The following is a 14,911-nucleotide window of genomic DNA, read 5'->3' as shown; positions in this document are numbered from 1 at the left end:
GATTACTTGCAATTTCTTTGAATTTTTTGCACTAGAACCTTAATATCAATTATTTCAAAATCCCATCATTTTCATAATAAGTTAATGCGGAGTCTGACCCTTTAATTGAATAAGGTAGGGAACAGTGTTCCCTCAGATTTTTTTGTAAACTTCTGCATAAGCAAATTTCAACTGCTCATGTAGTTCTTTATTTTCCTCATCTAATTTTTTTATTTTACGTTTTAATGAAGCGATAAAGGTGTCCTTATTGTTTTCATTCGTTTCCCGTTTAAGTTGATTTGGTGGAGTATAAAAATGATCTTCAACCAACTGGTGAGTTAGTTTAACAAGAAGCGCAAAAATGATCATTCTTTTTTCAAAATAGGCACTTATCTTTTGTTCATCTTTCAAGGTTAAGAGCGCTATTTTAATCAAACCTTATTCTGAAGCAACATCAATAACTTTTACTTGTTTCATTAAAAACTACAAAAAGGACTGAACCATAAAGTAAAACAAAGTAAAAACACCTTAAAAGCTGCTTTTTTGTCTATGGATAATCCATTTTAAGGATTAGGATCAAATCTTGAACAATCTTTTTTACAAAGCGACAATTCAACCTGTCTCAACATATCTTCCCGCTTATTCTCGATTCTCTGTAACCAAACAAAATAAATCGAAATCCCTGTAATCCCTGCCAAAATAAAAGAAGAAGAAAATAATAAGATACAGAGAAAACATACGGAAAGCAACAATGCCCCCGCTTTTAAAAACGGTGAAGCAAACAAGCGCAGGCATGCCAATACGCCAAGCAGCGCATTACATAAGAAGAAAGCGTTGGCGATGGAGACAAGCTGTTGGACGCTTATGATGTGCATCGTGTAGAGAACAAACATACAGGAATGGATGCCAAACATAAGAAGAAGTGCTTGGGATGGAACGTTGTTTTCATTTTTAAAGGAAAGCCGTGACGGTAACACGCCGTTTCCTGCTTGGTCACGGATAAGTCTTGTGACAGCACCGATGACCAGTAATACAGTACTGAGGCATAGGGCGATAGTGATGGTGGAAATGAGCGGGGTTGCCCAGCTTCCGAATAAACCTGCTAGTAAGGGCGCTAAGGATTGATCATCTGTGCCACTGTTACCTGCGTGTGTCCATTGAAATGCGAGTGCGACGGTCAAGCTGACGATGGCGATGATCGTAAAACTTAGGGCTACAGCCTTTGGAATGGTGCGTTCTGGAGACTTTACCTCTAATGAATAACTCCCAATTACTTCCCAGCCGATCAATGCCCAAAACAAGAGAAGCAGACTTTGACCAAAGTCATACACGGTAATCGGTTCTGTCAGACTGATACCGCCGTCCGTCGTGAACAAGGTATGTAGGCTCCCAATAAGCAAGGTGCCAACAATGAAGCTAGACATAAAGAAAGCAACTTTTCCTACCGATGTGATGTTACGCGTCAATATAACGTACACAATGCACAGCAAACCGAATGTGAGCCATTCCTCTTGCACAAATGTTTGAGAGGTCAGGAGTTGTAGGTAATGACCGGCCGTTCCGATGACAGCGACAGGACCAAAGCAGACAGCGAGAATGAAGAAGATGGCCGATAGATTTTTGATGTGCGATCCGAATGCTCGCTCTACCGCGAGCGCAACGCCCGAATCACCTGGAATGATAAGGCTTAATTTGCCAAACTGATAAGCAAATAACATGCTCAAACATAGCATGAACACCCAAGCAAAGATAGCATAGTTTCCGGCCGTTTCGTATACGGCCGGTGGGAGAATGATAATGCCCGATCCAAGGATGGGTCCAATCATCAAGCCGCTCAGTAGGACGAATCCAATTTTTTTGTTTTGCATAGTATCACCTCAAAAGTTCTTGAAACGAATGGTAATCTCGTATACTTTGATTATATGTAGAACTTTCCCATCGGTAAAATGAATAATCATGATGATAATCATCGGAAATAATGATGAAGGGAAGATGTATAATGGAAATACGACACTTAATTACATTCAAAGCGATTGTCGATATGGGAGGATTTACGCGCGCTGCCACGTATTTAGGATATGCCCAATCAACAGTTACAGCTCATATCCAGGCACTCGAACAGGAAATGAGTGCCCCTTTGTTTGATCGGATTGGCAAGAAGGTTCAACTTACAGAAGTAGGTTCACAATTTTTGACGCACGCTTCGGAAATGATCCAGCTTTATATGAAAGCAAAAGATGTTTTTCATATGGAAAAAGAAATAACGGGAACGCTACGCATCGGGGCGCCAGAGTCCCTTATGATTTATCGTCTACCGCTCATTATCCAAGCATATCGTAAGCGTTACCCTAAAGTGAATCTGATTATGAAATCGGGGTCTTGCTGGGACTTGCAGGAGGAACTTCGCAGAGGGGGACTAGATGTGAGCTTCTATTTACAAGCTCCGCATGAGGATCACGAGCTGCATACGGAAACACTCGTGGAAGAAACCCTGGTTATCATCCTACCTCCAGATGCCGATGATACAAGAACTCTTGCGTTATTTGTTTTGCAGGATAATGAAAATATTTTATTTACGGAACAGGGGAGCTATCGGGATTATTTCGAAGCATTTTTAAGAAGCAAGGGCATCGCAACAGAGGCAGGCATGGAGTTTTGGAGTATTGAGGCTATCAAACAATGTGTTATGTGCGGTCTTGGTATTTCTATTTTGCCTCTTGTAACAGTACAAAACGACCTTGACCAGAACAGGATTCGATCCATTTCTTGGGATTCCGGTTTGGGCAGTATTTCAACAATTATGTCCCATCATAAGGATAAGTGGCTGTCTCATGCAGCACGGGAATTTATGAGTATGGTGAGGGAGCATGCAGTAGGATGGAGGACGCAAGAATAGGAAGCATCTTCATTCACATTACGAAAGCTCAAGTTGTACCGCAGGTACCACCTCACTGTTAACAAAATAATGTCAGGCTGATAATGTTTCCACTTGAATAAATGTGGCTTTTCCATACTGATCACGCACCTTTTTTAGAGTAATAGTATCAGTATGTCCAAGATTTAAAGATGATTTGCAACTGTCCCTAAGTTTTTGCACCAGAACCAGAAAAGCCGTATCAACGTTAGTGACTGATACGGCTCTTTTTTATCTGTCGTTCATTTCTTATGAAAAGCAAAAAGCGCTCATGTCCAGATTTAACCATCCTGGTATCTAGAAGAATATGGTGAGCTTGAAGAAACCATGAAAATTTAAATTAATTGTCGAATAATACCGATTTGTACAAGGTTTCTAAAAATATATAGAGGTATTATTGATCCATAGTCATTATATAAAAGGGTTGTAAAGACTATCAACGACATTGAAGGAGGAAAAATGATGGAAAACCGAGTTTTACAAAAAGTGGGTCACCCTCTAGAACCGCTAACAGCAGACGAAATTATAAAAGCGGTTGCAATTGCAAGAAAAGAACAAGGACTAACAGATGCAGCTCGTTTTGAGCAAGTTGGTTTGTATGAGCCTGAAAAATCAGTTGTGTTAAATTTCAAAGAAGGAGATGCAGTTGTACGTGAAGCTTTCATGATCGTTTTGGATACGTCAGATAGCCAAACGTATGAAGGTGTTATCTCTCTTACTAATGAAAAAGTTGTTTCATGGACACATGTTCCAGGCGTTCAACCTTCATTCCTTTTTGAAGAGTATTCTGAACTTGAAGAAACAGTGAAAAACCATCCTGACTTCCATGCAGCGCTTGCAAAACGTGGCATTACAGATCCAAGCCTAGTTATGGTTGATCCTTGGTCTGTTGGTAACTTCGGTATTGAAGAAGATGAAGGAAAACGTCTTGCAAAGGCACTTTGCTTCGTTAGAAAATTTGAAGGCGATAATGCATATGCATATCCTCTTTCAGGTCTACTACCTGTCGTTGATTTAAGCACAATGCAAATTGTACGCATTGAGGACTACGGAGTAAGACCGATTGCGCCAACAGCTGCACCATATAAACCGGAGCAATCTGATGCTATCCAAGTACGGACAGATTTAAAACCATTAGAAATCACACAACCAGAAGGCCCTAGCTATGAAATTAATGGACATAACATTAAATGGCAAAAATGGGATATTCGAATTGGTTACACAGCACGCGAAGGTCTTGTTCTTAACACAGTAGATTATCATGATAAAGGGGTAAAACGCCCAATCCTATACCGTGCGGCTTTATCTGAAATGGTNGTTCCTTACGGAGATACAGATCCGGCTCATGACTGGCAATGTGCGTTTGATGCTGGTGAATACGGAATCGGCCAATTAGCTAACTCATTGGAGCGCGGTTGTGACTGTGTCGGTCATATCGACTACTTCGATGCTGTTATGGCAACAGGTAATGGTGATATCCATAGAATTAAAAATGCGATTTGTCTTCATGAAGAAGATTACGGAATTGCATGGAAACATACAGATTGGAGAACAGATGAGGTAGAAGTACGCCGTTCACGTCGTTTAGTAATTTCATTCTTCACGACAGTAGCGAACTATGACTACGGATTCTTCTGGTACTTCTATACAGACGGTAAAATTGAACATGAAGCAAAATTAACAGGTATCTTGAATGTTAGTGTGCTTGAAGAAGGCGTAAATCCGAAGTACGGATCATTGGTTGCACCACAAATTGGCGCACCAATCCACCAACATATCTTTAACTACCGTATTGATGTAAATATCGATGGCCAACAAAACTCTGTTCAAGAATTGAACACAGTAGCATCGAAGCCTGATTATGCAACTAATAAACAATTAAATGCTTTCTATCCGGAAGTAACAACATTCCAAACGGAACTAGAAGCGCAACGTAACATGAATCAAGAAACAGCAAGAGCATGGAAGATCATTAACCCTAACAAGAAAAACTTTGTAGGTGAGCCAGTAGGTTTTGAACTTGTACCTGGTGAAAATGCAAGAATTTTCTTACATGATGAATCAAGTATCGTGAAACGTGCAGGATTTATTAAAAATCATTTACACGTTACAAAATTTGATCGTGATCAAATGTATGCTTCTGGTAAATACCCGAACCAAGGGGAATGGAACGGAAGCACGCTTAATAATTGGGTAAAAGAGAACCGCAACATTGAAAATGAAGATATTGTTGTTTGGTATAATATGGCTGTTCATCACGTTGTACGTCCTGAAGACTGGCCAGTAATGCCAACTCATTACATCGGATTCATGTTGAAACCTCATGGTTTCTATAATGGAAACCCAGCATTGGATCTTCCACGTCCAGCAGCAATCAAAGGCGCTAGCTGCCATTAATAACTATAAAGTTGTTTGAAAAGGGAACTGTCATCAATTCCCTTTTCACCTTCTTATATAAAGGAAGTGAACAAACATGTTACTGACTATCAGCACCCTTATAGTCTTACTCTATACAAGTGTTTGTGTAGTAAAAATACATCAAGTACGAAAGAATTTAAAGAACATGACAGGCATGATGATCGTCATGGTATTGTGTATGGGAAGCAGTCTAACTATCGGATTAATTGTCGGAATTTTCTATACAAGTGATTTAGCTCACTCTACTATGATTGCCATGACATTCAGTCTGATTGTCGGATATTTAGCCGGAAAGCCTATTAACCTATTAGCTATTGGAGAAGGAATGGCTGGAGGAATAATGGGTGGAATGATGGGTGCAATGCTTGGAGATATGTTACCCCTAGGCAATTATGCAGCAATGCTCATTTATATGGATATCCTCTTTATTGTAAGTATTTTGTTCATCGTGGCAATGATGAATGTGGAATTAAAGAAAGATCAAGAAAACCTTACATTTAAACCAAGAACTTATCCGTGGATTATTACGACTATTATTTCAGTTATAATCTTATTTACTTTTACCTATATGGATACTAAATCTGTGGAACCTAGTAATCAAGTTAATGAGGGGCAACACCAACATCATTGATAAATAATTCCTTTCTAAATCCTTAAAGCCTTGTTTACAGTGAAACGGTGAATATATTATAGGTATTGCCTCCGTATAGAAAATAGAGGAGTGAACTTTTATGAAAACCCTTCCATTTTTTCCTTCTCAACCTGAAATCCAATATAGTATGGATAATTACATCGAGCAAAGAACCTTAGGGTCAGATGTTGCTTTGTATTATCAATTTAATACTCAAAAAGCAGCGGTTAACTCTTTTTCGCTTATTCCTGATGGATCAATTGATCTCCTTTTTTGTATCAGTCCAGAAAGCCATACAACCTTCCTTTTGACAAGTCCGCATCATCGAAGTGAGCAACTAGATTTTCAAAAAGATTGCGAATTTTTTGGTGTAAGACTTTTTCCGGAACAAAAGCTTCTTAAATTTAATTATTCCATGAGAGAACTTTTAGGTAAAAAAATCCCCTTAGAAGATATAATGCCTATGGACTCTTTTTTGATAGAAAAATCATTAATCAGAAAATCCTTTGGAGAAAGAATACATTTATTTGAAAAGTTTATTAAGAGTCTATCTAATGAAAGCGACCAGATAAGTCTTGTTGATTATTGTATTAAAAAAATTTACTTATCTAAAGGAAATATAAGTGTCAATCAATTATCAATAGCTACCGGATATTCGGATCGATATTTACGGAAAAAATTCGAAAAATTTATTGGATTTTCACCAAAGCAATTTAGTGAAATTGTTAGGTTTCAAAATTCTTTAGCAATGATTTTTAAAAAGAATGATTACAGTTCTTTAGATATCGTCTATGAAAATGGATATTATGATCATGCTCATTTTATAAGAGGCTTTAAAAAATTTACTCAATTGACACCGACTCAGTTTTTAGAACATCTTTCTCAGAATTTATAAATAAATGCTTCCTTAGATAGACAAGCAATAGAAGTTCTTAAAGGCTTAAAAAGAACTTATCCTCACATAAACATTGATGAACAGATTAAAAATGCAGAAAGAAGCAAAAGCTATTTATCTTCTGTAACGATTAATATGAATTTTGGTGAAGAGTTAACAAGTCGTGCATTATGTAAAATGGGTGTTAATTTATTTATCTATAATGGAGGAGGCCCACAGGAGATTAAATCTCTGAATCTTTGATATATCAGCCGGTGTCAGTTCATTCGCACCTTCAATTGGAGAGTGTACTTTAATTCATTTATAGATTATTACTTCAGAAACCCCATATTCGCTGGAAAGTTGGTTGACGGGTGTACCAGAACTAAAGATTGACAATTGTTCCTTTGAAATCTTGGTTGTAGCGTTTTTGTTTCATACGGATACGTCCTCTCTTATTTTCTAGGATAAGGACTTAATTTAAATGGATCCATACATCTATACTAGCTCCAACGTGTTTCTTCTATATATAATAGAAGAAACACGTTTTTTAATCTGTTTTTATAGATTGTGCTTTTTTAATTTCTGAATAAATGGTGGATCGAGGAACCCCAGTTAGTTTTGAAATATCCATCACACTCATACCGTTTTCCTCTTTTGCTTCTGTATCGTATCACATCATTAGTTGCTCCATTTGTTCTTTAATTAAATAAGGGGCTGGCAGTACGTGACTAGCACCTGAGATAAATACTTGCTGATCTCGGTAAATACCTGCATATTCAGCATCAATGCCCTTTAAAACGAGGCGATGTAAATTCTTCATTTGCCATTCAGATAAAGGTTCTTCTTTATGAACAATTTCCTCTACATAAGCAATGGCATCTCTATGGTTGATAACTTCTAAATGCTCACGCATCGTTTTTCCACCTACGGTAATAATTCCTTCTAAAACGACTTTTGTTTCATTAATCGTTAATGTATTGCCTTCAATGGCATTTGAGTTATATGTCCACTCAAGTAATAATTTCTCCCGCAAACTTGTTAACGTGTATTTAGGTAAAGGTCTTTTTTCCTCTAGCAGTGCCTTCTTTTGATTAATTTGTTCAAATATTTTTTGCACCTCTTTAAGACGCTACCTTCATTTTTAGTTAGTCCCCGTAAATTTTATCCATCGTTTCTTTCATATCGGCCTATTTGTTTTAATTTATTCCGTTTTTAAATCCGGATAGTACTGTTCTTTGCGCAAAGAAACATCCCTGTGGCGCAGATGCTCCTCTCCCTTGAAACGCAGCCAAATTTCATCATCCGCCATCACACCATGCGTTTTGCGTACGATTCCCCAGCGATTATATGCATTTAGGCCAAGTGCCTCTAGCAGCTCATCGGCATTAGCTCTTGTCGGCGGGAAAGTGCGCCACTTTAACCATTTTTCAAGTTCCTCACGTGTAATTGACCCTTCCATATCCGGTGAAAATTGTTTGTTAAAGCCCTTTATATAGTTTTTAATATAAGGTTGGTCACTGTTTTTAGGCTTCAAATCTACGCTTGCAATGATGTCATCAAATAGCATCACATCAAATTTCATGTAATCAATCATCACTTTTCACCTTCAATTAACAGTTTTTGAAACACGGGATCATCTAGCTGCATATCTAGAACTTCTTTTGCTCTCCCTAAATCATAGGAGGATGAGGCGAGTTTTTGGCGCAATTGATCTCTAATAATAAATGGTTCCTCTTGATAGAGACTTAATTGCTTATTAAATGCACGATTAAACGGTTTCGCTTTCACTTTACGCTTTAAAATTCGAAGAGCGACGTTCATGGGATAATCTTTTACATCAGATAATAAGCTCAATCCATGATCGAACATTGGCGCAAGCTGCCAGACATTTTCTTTGGCGTGATAAAGAAACAGGATGTTATTCGTATGGCGATCCTCATTTAAAATGAATGCATCAAATGCAAGCATTCTTGCCAATGCTTTTCTGGTATCTAAGCCCGTGAATACGTGAATTTTTTCTGTTAAGGCTTGAAATTTATCTACGGTTGAATAGTTTTTGTTGTCTAAAATATCACTGGTCGATTCAAAATTCGATTCAAATAAACGTTCCAGTGATACTTCCTGCTTTTGCAGCCCTCTAAAGTCATTTGAGTAGCATCCAATGGATTCATGGCCATCGGGGAATGCTAATAAACACGGTGTATAGGATACATATTCCTCAGAAGTGAGGGTAGAGCATTCTAAAATAAGAGAGGCCACATACTCAGCTAAGTGTTCATACCCTCTTGTGTTTTGCTTGATCCATTTCGTCCCGATTAACCATTTGGATTGATCCCCTTTACTCGAAGTACTTTTGATTTCGTTGGCGTCTTCTGGAATAAAAATACGTTCCATTGATCCACCTCCTATTTTTAAAAAATATGGATTCCCTTTATTTATAAATGCTCCCCAACTTTGTTTTTCATTTTTCGATACTCTTCAATGATGCTGCTGGCAACCTCCTGCATACTTGATCCATTTTGATCCGCAAGCTGCTTAATCCACTGTTTTGTTTCACGGGATAATCGGACAGATAAGGTTTCTTCTTCTGATTCGATAGCCAGGACACCACGTTGAAACCTGGCCTGACCTTCATCGATCCGTGATTGGATAAAGCTCGCCAATTCTTCAGATACATCAAAGCATACACAATCTTTCACTAACACAATCAGCCGATCTTCTTCCATATCCATATACATATTGGCTACGTGAGCGTATTGATAAAGCAGATCCACGAATTGATAGGTGAGTGAATAGCGGAGGGGAAGTTTCAGCTTGGCATAACCCGGTGTGCCGGTTCGCTTCCCAAACACCACTGGATAATCAGGTTTTAACTTATGTTCATAAATCCCTTCGTTATAGGAGAGCGTTTGTCCTGTTTTCGGGACGATAAAATACCAATCCCCTAATCCTTCACGGAACAGTCGTGCTTCCTGTATAGAAGAGGAGGAAAATCGATGATAAATGGCTTCATTGTTCTTGCGATTATAAAAGTGCCTTTGTTTTAATCGGTCCTCCTTAAGCCGTTCAGCATGTATCTCAGTAAACTCTTTCAGATCGGTTTCTTTTATAAAGGTGACTTCCCGTCCGCGGCTTTCCCGTTTGACGTAAGGGACCAATCCTTCATTCAAGTAGGTTTGCACCGTAGATCGGTTGGTTTGTAAACGATCAGCCGCTTCATTAAGAGTTAACCCTGGTTTTTCATTCGGCATTTCCTGAATGAATTGCTCAATAGGCTCTTTTTCGAATAGGAGTCCTCGGTATCCGCCCCATAAGTCTTCAACCGGTGTTAATTTGCCTTCCTCCACATATTTATGAATCGTCGGGACAGATTTACCGATCCGAGAAGCCACTTCTTTTGTTGTATAGTATTCTAGATTATTCAACGAAAACAACTCCTTATTTTTACATAAACACAGCTTCAGCCATTTTTTCTTTTTGAATGTCTTTTTGCTAGTTACTCTATTAATACATTGCTGATTTTTGTATGCATATTGTTCCTTCATATTGATTGGTGTTATCAATAAATAAACAGAGCCGTTTATCACTAAATTTCCAGTAATTTATTTGATAATTATAGTATATCTAAATTGATTAATTTAAACAATTATTCAACCGATTATTAATTACTATATATTATGATAATTTTTAATTAAAATGTATTATAATAAATGAAACAAATATCGTATTTTTTTCACTAGAATTAATTAATTTATAGAATAGTGTTCATTTATTTTAAAATAAATAAATGAATGGTTATAATAAAAGAATAATTAATATATTTTTTAATTTTATATATATAATACATATTTACATAAATTCATAATGCAAATTAACTGAGCAAAAAAGAAAGGATGAGATGGAGATGACGACTTTTTCATTAATGGACATAGAAATGAATTTATTTCCAGACGACCGGCAGGGAATTATAACAGATTTGGTGCAGCGGATGGATCAGGCGGAGAAGGAAAAAAAAGATAAGTTCCATTTTTTAAATGACCGCGATGTCCTTCATTATTTTTTATACCGGAACACGAACCTCAATGAAGCAGCCAACCGATCGGACCGGACGATTCGGGAATATGAACTGGAATTGGAGCAGATGATCCGAAACCTGTTGCAATATGCCGAAGAAATCGGGCTGGATATTGAGGATGTCGTCGAAGGCTCTCTATTCAAAAGCCTTTCACCACGTCATGTGCGCCGCTATCAGATGTGGCTGACAGAATCCAGTCCGTATGTGAAAGAGAATGGGCCGTATTCACCGGCCACGCTGTCACGAAAAACGGTCGTTCTCAAAAGCTTTTTCCGTTTTCTTTTTGAAAAGCGGTATATCACGGAACCGCTTCATGATAGTCTGTTAACCTCCACCGTGCGGAAAGACGACCGACCAAATCGGGACCTGGGGCCGAGTGAAGTGATTCAGCTGCTCGACTATTTTCACGATGCCGGCAATCCGATTGTATTCAGCTTGATCCACGTATTAGTTGGCACCGGTCTACGAAACGATGAACTGTGTCGACTGAAAATGTCCGATGTCCGATTTGATCCGATTCTCGGCGGCTTTTATCTGCATGTGATTGGAAAAGGGAACAAGGAGCGGGATATACCACTAAAGGAGAAGGTCATGGACAGCCTCATTTTGTACCGAAAAGCACGGTTTCTATCAGCCGCCTTCCCAGTGGGAAGTGACGAACCGCTTTTGCCAAACAGCAGACACATGGCGTTTCGTCCATCGTATTTCTCCACCTTCCTCGGCAATGCCATAGAAAAGGTGCCGATCCGTTCCATTCAGGCACGAACAAGCCGGATCACGCCGCACGTTTTCCGGCACAGCTTTGCGATTATCAGCTATGTGAGCGGTGCGAATATCTATGACATTATGCGCGCGCTTGGTCATGAGCAAATTGATACGACCATGATTTATTTGCAAAAGATTATGGATCGGGAGCAACATGCTATTCATAAGTGGAATCAGGACACGTTAGGTCGATATATATAATAGAAGAAACACGACAAAATGAAGCCGTTTTTTATCATAGGAAGGTTAAAATCGCGATTGAAGTTTTCTCAAAATAAACTAAAAAAGAAAGGTATTACAGCTATAACGATTACACATCCTCACATCGAAGAGTCCAATTTGACACATTATATTTCTCCAAAAGGAGAATACCAACTGTTTCAAAATGAAGACCATTGTGCAGAAGAAATGAGGGAGTGGGAGCTTTCTTCCACAAAAGAAGTGAAAAAACCAATAAGTGGGTTTGTTAAATAGGAGGGATGTTTTGGGGACTGAATTAATTTTCATATGTATTATATTAGTGGCTTCTATACTGCAATCAAGTACAGGTCTTGGTTTTTCCATAATGGCAACACCTTTCTTACTAATGTTATTCCTACCACAGGAAGCCATACAAATAAACATTATTTTATCTTTAATTATCTCAATATCATTAATTTTGAAGATAAGAAAGGATATTGATTTTATACTAGTAAAAAGATTTACTTTAGGGAGTATAGTTGGTGTACCTTTTGGTGTTTTAATCTTTATTAATATTAATATTAATGCTTTAAAATTAGGAGTTAGCATACTTCTCTTACTATTAACATTGTTACTGATTTGCAATTTTAAGGTTAAATCAACAAAATTAAGGGACTTCACAGTTGGTGGATTAGCAGGTGTTTTAACTACAAGTATCGGTATGCCGGGTCCTCCGTTATTGCTTTACTTTACAGGAACAGATACTGAAAAAGGGAAGTTAAGAGCAACTACTTTAGCTTTTTATCTCTTTATATATTTCATTAGTCTAATAACCCAAATAATTATTACTGGAACTAACAAAATAATATGGGAATCAAGTTTCTATTCAATTCCAATTGTATTTCTTGGTTTATTTATAGGTCAAATTATTTTCAAATGGCTTAGCCAACAGACTTTTAGAATATTTACATATATCCTTTTGATTTGTACAGGGGTCTATCTATTTCTCGAAAGTTTGAGTTTGTTATAGCCATAATTATATTCAATTAACAGGTGCGTTTCTACAATAAGTAGAGACGCTTTTACTATCGGGGTAGAATACTTCAACAAACAGAAAGTGCAGTATAAAAAGCCGAGGGGGAGCCAAAAAACCCTCGACGTTTAGGAGTAAATCTGTCGTATGCAGGAAGGAACCTCATACAGTATCAGTTTAACCGTCCATAAGAAATTTATGTACAACAAGCAAATTTATATCCAGTAGACACATAAAGAAAGGGATGACCAGTTAGGTATCCCGTTCTAAGTATAAGACTATTCAAATTCGGGGAGGGTTACACCCTCGTTTATATTATGGACAATTAAAGCTTGATTTATACATGGATTGCTATTTTACGTTAATTGAAAAAGTCGGTTCTGGTGCAAAAACTTAGGGACAGTGCAAATCATCTTTAAATCTTGGACATGCTGATACTATGGTTCTGGTGCAAAAAATTTAAGACATTGGTAAGTAATCTCTAACTTATAGGCATGCTGATACTACTTTAAAAAAGGACGTGATCAGTATCTCCAAGAGATTTGCAACTGTCCCTAAGTTTTTGCACTAGAACCAGAAAGAGCATGTTTTGAAAAAAGATTGATCAAAACATGCTCTTTCTAATATTTAATTGTAGGGGCTGCCCAAAAATATTTCCTTATAATAATGCAGATTGGTTTTTAGTAAATATATTTTCTGGACGTTTTAATCCTAAATGGTCACGCAATGTTGACCCTTCATAATCTGTGCGGAAGATGCCCCGCTCTTGAAGAATTGGAATCACTAGCTCTACAAAGTCATCTAATCCACCAGGGAAATAGGGTGGCATAATATTGAAGCCATCTGCTGCATCGTTTTCAATCCATAGTTGCAATTGGTCCGCAATTTGTTCAGGTGTACCTTTAATTTCTCTGTGTCCTCGTCCTCCCGCAATGTGTAGGTAAAGCTGACGAATCGTTAATCCTTCGCGATCAGCTAAATCTTTTAAAAGTTGGAAGCGACTTCTATATCCATTGACTTGTTCAGCTGGTGGTAAGTCAGGTAATGGACCATCCACTGGATATTGAGACAAATCGACATTGAGTGTGCTGGATAATAAGGCTACACCTGCTTCCTCAGAAATTAGCTCATCAAATAATTGTTTTTTCGCATTTGCTTCCTCTTCCGTATGCCCAATAATCGGAAAAACTCCTGGCATAATTTTTAATTCTTCTGGATCACGACCGTATTTTTTCATACGCCCTTTGAGATCCGCATAGAAAGCTTGTGCTTCTTCAATTGTTTGCCAAGCAGTGAAAATGACTTCTGCTGTACGCGCTGCAAGCTCTTTTCCTGCATCTGATGAACCTGCTTGCACGACAACTGGATGGCCTTGTACAGGTCGTGGAATATTTAACGGACCCGCTACTTTGAACCACTCACCTTGATGATTAGTCTGATGAATCTTCGAACCGTCTATAAATGTACCGCTTTCTTTATCTATAACTAAGGCACCATCTTCCCAACCATCCCAAAGTTTCGTCACAACATCCACAAATTCTTCTGCTCGTTCATAACGTTTTTCGGGAGGCAAATGATGATCTAGGTTAAAATTTTGAGATTCACTATCAAAAATTGAAGTAACCACGTTCCAACCTGCACGACCTTTACTTAAAAGATCAAGAGAAGCGAACTTACGTGCAACGTTAAATGGTTCATTAAATGATGTGGAAACTGTACCAATTAGACCAATTTTTTCGGTAACTGTTGAAATGGCAGATAATAATGTTAACGGTTCAAAAGATACACCTCCTCCCCCCGCACTTTGAAAACCATTATTAGAAAAGTGATACAAGTCTCGTAGAAACAATGCATCGAACTTACCCCGTTCTGCTGTTTGAGCAAGTTGTTTAATGAACTCGAAGTTCAAAATATCTTCTGACTGTGCTTCTGGATGACGCCAGGCTACTAAGTGGTGCCCTGGAATCATTAAAAATACACCTAATTTCATTTGTTTCTTTTTATTTGCCAATTTACATATTCCTACTTTCATTTAAATT

General features: G+C 37.9%; 12 protein-coding genes and 3 pseudogenes. 7 read left to right on the top strand and 8 right to left on the bottom strand.

Features of this window, described 5'->3' with window-relative positions:
* Nucleotides 1-132: 132 nt before the first annotated feature.
* Nucleotides 133-282: pseudogene (locus tag A3M5_RS22590) on the bottom strand (DUF6262 family protein); the annotation flags it as partial.
* A 260-nt stretch (nt 283-542) separates the two neighbouring features.
* Nucleotides 543-1,847 carry an APC family permease gene (locus A3M5_RS22585; RefSeq protein WP_018393284.1) on the bottom strand — a complete coding sequence of 435 codons (1,305 nt, stop codon included), beginning with the start codon at nt 1,845-1,847 and terminating at the stop codon, nt 543-545.
* A 131-nt stretch (nt 1,848-1,978) separates the two neighbouring features.
* Here A3M5_RS22585 and A3M5_RS0108200 point away from each other — a divergent pair, with 131 nt between their 5' ends.
* Nucleotides 1,979-2,875 carry a LysR family transcriptional regulator gene (locus A3M5_RS0108200; RefSeq protein WP_018393283.1) on the top strand — a complete coding sequence of 299 codons (897 nt, stop codon included), beginning with the start codon at nt 1,979-1,981 and terminating at the stop codon, nt 2,873-2,875.
* Between the two features lie 8 nt (nt 2,876-2,883).
* Here the strand turns inward: A3M5_RS0108200 and A3M5_RS25330 are convergent.
* A pseudogene (locus A3M5_RS25330) lies at nt 2,884-2,991 on the bottom strand (IS6 family transposase); the annotation flags it as partial.
* 361 nt (nt 2,992-3,352) lie between these two features.
* Between A3M5_RS25330 and A3M5_RS0108195 the strand changes: the two are divergent.
* From A3M5_RS0108195 to A3M5_RS0108185, 3 genes are all read left to right on the top strand, one after another.
* The gene (locus tag A3M5_RS0108195) at nt 3,353-5,290 is read left to right on the top strand and encodes a primary-amine oxidase (RefSeq protein ID WP_231373228.1); all 1,938 of its coding nucleotides are present in this window, start codon (nt 3,353-3,355) and stop codon (nt 5,288-5,290) included.
* Between the two features lie 76 nt (nt 5,291-5,366).
* Nucleotides 5,367-5,942 carry a hypothetical protein gene (locus tag A3M5_RS0108190; RefSeq protein WP_018393281.1) on the top strand — a complete coding sequence of 192 codons (576 nt, stop codon included), beginning with the start codon at nt 5,367-5,369 and terminating at the stop codon, nt 5,940-5,942.
* A 100-nt stretch (nt 5,943-6,042) separates the two neighbouring features.
* The gene (locus A3M5_RS0108185; RefSeq protein ID WP_018393280.1) at nt 6,043-6,837 is read left to right on the top strand and encodes a helix-turn-helix domain-containing protein; all 795 of its coding nucleotides are present in this window, start codon (nt 6,043-6,045) and stop codon (nt 6,835-6,837) included.
* A gap of 658 nt (nt 6,838-7,495) precedes the next feature.
* Here the strand turns inward: A3M5_RS0108185 and A3M5_RS22580 are convergent.
* The 4 genes and pseudogenes from A3M5_RS22580 to A3M5_RS0108165 form a co-directional block, all read right to left on the bottom strand.
* Nucleotides 7,496-7,927, bottom strand: a pseudogene (locus tag A3M5_RS22580) (Fic family protein); the annotation flags it as partial.
* Between the two features lie 93 nt (nt 7,928-8,020).
* Nucleotides 8,021-8,413, bottom strand: a complete 393-nt coding sequence (locus tag A3M5_RS0108175) for a hypothetical protein (RefSeq protein ID WP_018393278.1) — start codon at nt 8,411-8,413, stop codon at nt 8,021-8,023.
* Nucleotides 8,413-9,213, bottom strand: a complete 801-nt coding sequence (locus tag A3M5_RS0108170; protein WP_018393277.1) for a HipA domain-containing protein — start codon at nt 9,211-9,213, stop codon at nt 8,413-8,415. The genes A3M5_RS0108175 and A3M5_RS0108170 overlap by 1 nt, the downstream gene beginning before the upstream one ends.
* A gap of 41 nt (nt 9,214-9,254) precedes the next feature.
* On the bottom strand, nt 9,255-10,244 hold the full coding sequence (locus A3M5_RS0108165) for a helix-turn-helix domain-containing protein (RefSeq protein ID WP_018393276.1): 990 nt from the start codon (nt 10,242-10,244) through the stop codon (nt 9,255-9,257).
* A 479-nt stretch (nt 10,245-10,723) separates the two neighbouring features.
* Here A3M5_RS0108165 and A3M5_RS0108160 point away from each other — a divergent pair, with 479 nt between their 5' ends.
* From A3M5_RS0108160 to A3M5_RS0108150, 3 genes are read left to right on the top strand one after another with little or no spacing between them, the layout of a single operon-like run.
* Entirely contained in the window at nt 10,724-11,860 is a 1,137-nt protein-coding gene (locus tag A3M5_RS0108160; RefSeq protein ID WP_018393275.1) for a tyrosine-type recombinase/integrase, read from the top strand.
* Nucleotides 11,861-11,878: 18 nt separating this feature from the next.
* Nucleotides 11,879-12,133, top strand: a complete 255-nt coding sequence (locus tag A3M5_RS0108155) for a hypothetical protein (RefSeq protein WP_018393274.1) — start codon at nt 11,879-11,881, stop codon at nt 12,131-12,133.
* A 10-nt stretch (nt 12,134-12,143) separates the two neighbouring features.
* Complete coding sequence (locus tag A3M5_RS0108150) at nt 12,144-12,869, top strand: sulfite exporter TauE/SafE family protein (protein ID WP_018393273.1); 726 nt, start codon at nt 12,144-12,146, stop codon at nt 12,867-12,869.
* A gap of 661 nt (nt 12,870-13,530) precedes the next feature.
* Here the strand turns inward: A3M5_RS0108150 and A3M5_RS0108145 are convergent.
* Entirely contained in the window at nt 13,531-14,883 is a 1,353-nt protein-coding gene (locus A3M5_RS0108145; protein ID WP_018393272.1) for an LLM class flavin-dependent oxidoreductase, read from the bottom strand.
* Nucleotides 14,884-14,911 lie beyond the last annotated feature (28 nt).

Source organism: Bacillus sp. 37MA (genome assembly GCF_000372765.1).
GTDB classification, from domain to species: Bacteria; Bacillota; Bacilli; order Bacillales; family Domibacillaceae; genus Domibacillus; species Domibacillus aminovorans.
Note: the sequence above shows the minus strand (reverse complement) of the source record. Positions and strands in the feature narration are given on the sequence as shown.

Bases quoted from the DNA above. Each gene is read 5' to 3' on its own strand.
- A3M5_RS22585 (WP_018393284.1), bottom strand. From the start codon at position 1,847: ATGCAAAACAAAAAAATTGGATTCGTCCTACTGAGCGGCTTGATGATT.
- A3M5_RS0108200 (WP_018393283.1), top strand. From the start codon at position 1,979: ATGGAAATACGACACTTAATTACATTCAAAGCGATTGTCGATATGGGA.
- A3M5_RS0108190 (WP_018393281.1), top strand. From the start codon at position 5,367: ATGTTACTGACTATCAGCACCCTTATAGTCTTACTCTATACAAGTGTT.
- A3M5_RS0108185 (WP_018393280.1), top strand. From the start codon at position 6,043: ATGAAAACCCTTCCATTTTTTCCTTCTCAACCTGAAATCCAATATAGT.
- A3M5_RS0108175 (WP_018393278.1), bottom strand. From the start codon at position 8,413: ATGATTGATTACATGAAATTTGATGTGATGCTATTTGATGACATCATT.
- A3M5_RS0108170 (WP_018393277.1), bottom strand. From the start codon at position 9,213: ATGGAACGTATTTTTATTCCAGAAGACGCCAACGAAATCAAAAGTACT.
- A3M5_RS0108160 (WP_018393275.1), top strand. From the start codon at position 10,724: ATGACGACTTTTTCATTAATGGACATAGAAATGAATTTATTTCCAGAC.
- A3M5_RS0108155 (WP_018393274.1), top strand. From the start codon at position 11,879: ATGAAGCCGTTTTTTATCATAGGAAGGTTAAAATCGCGATTGAAGTTT.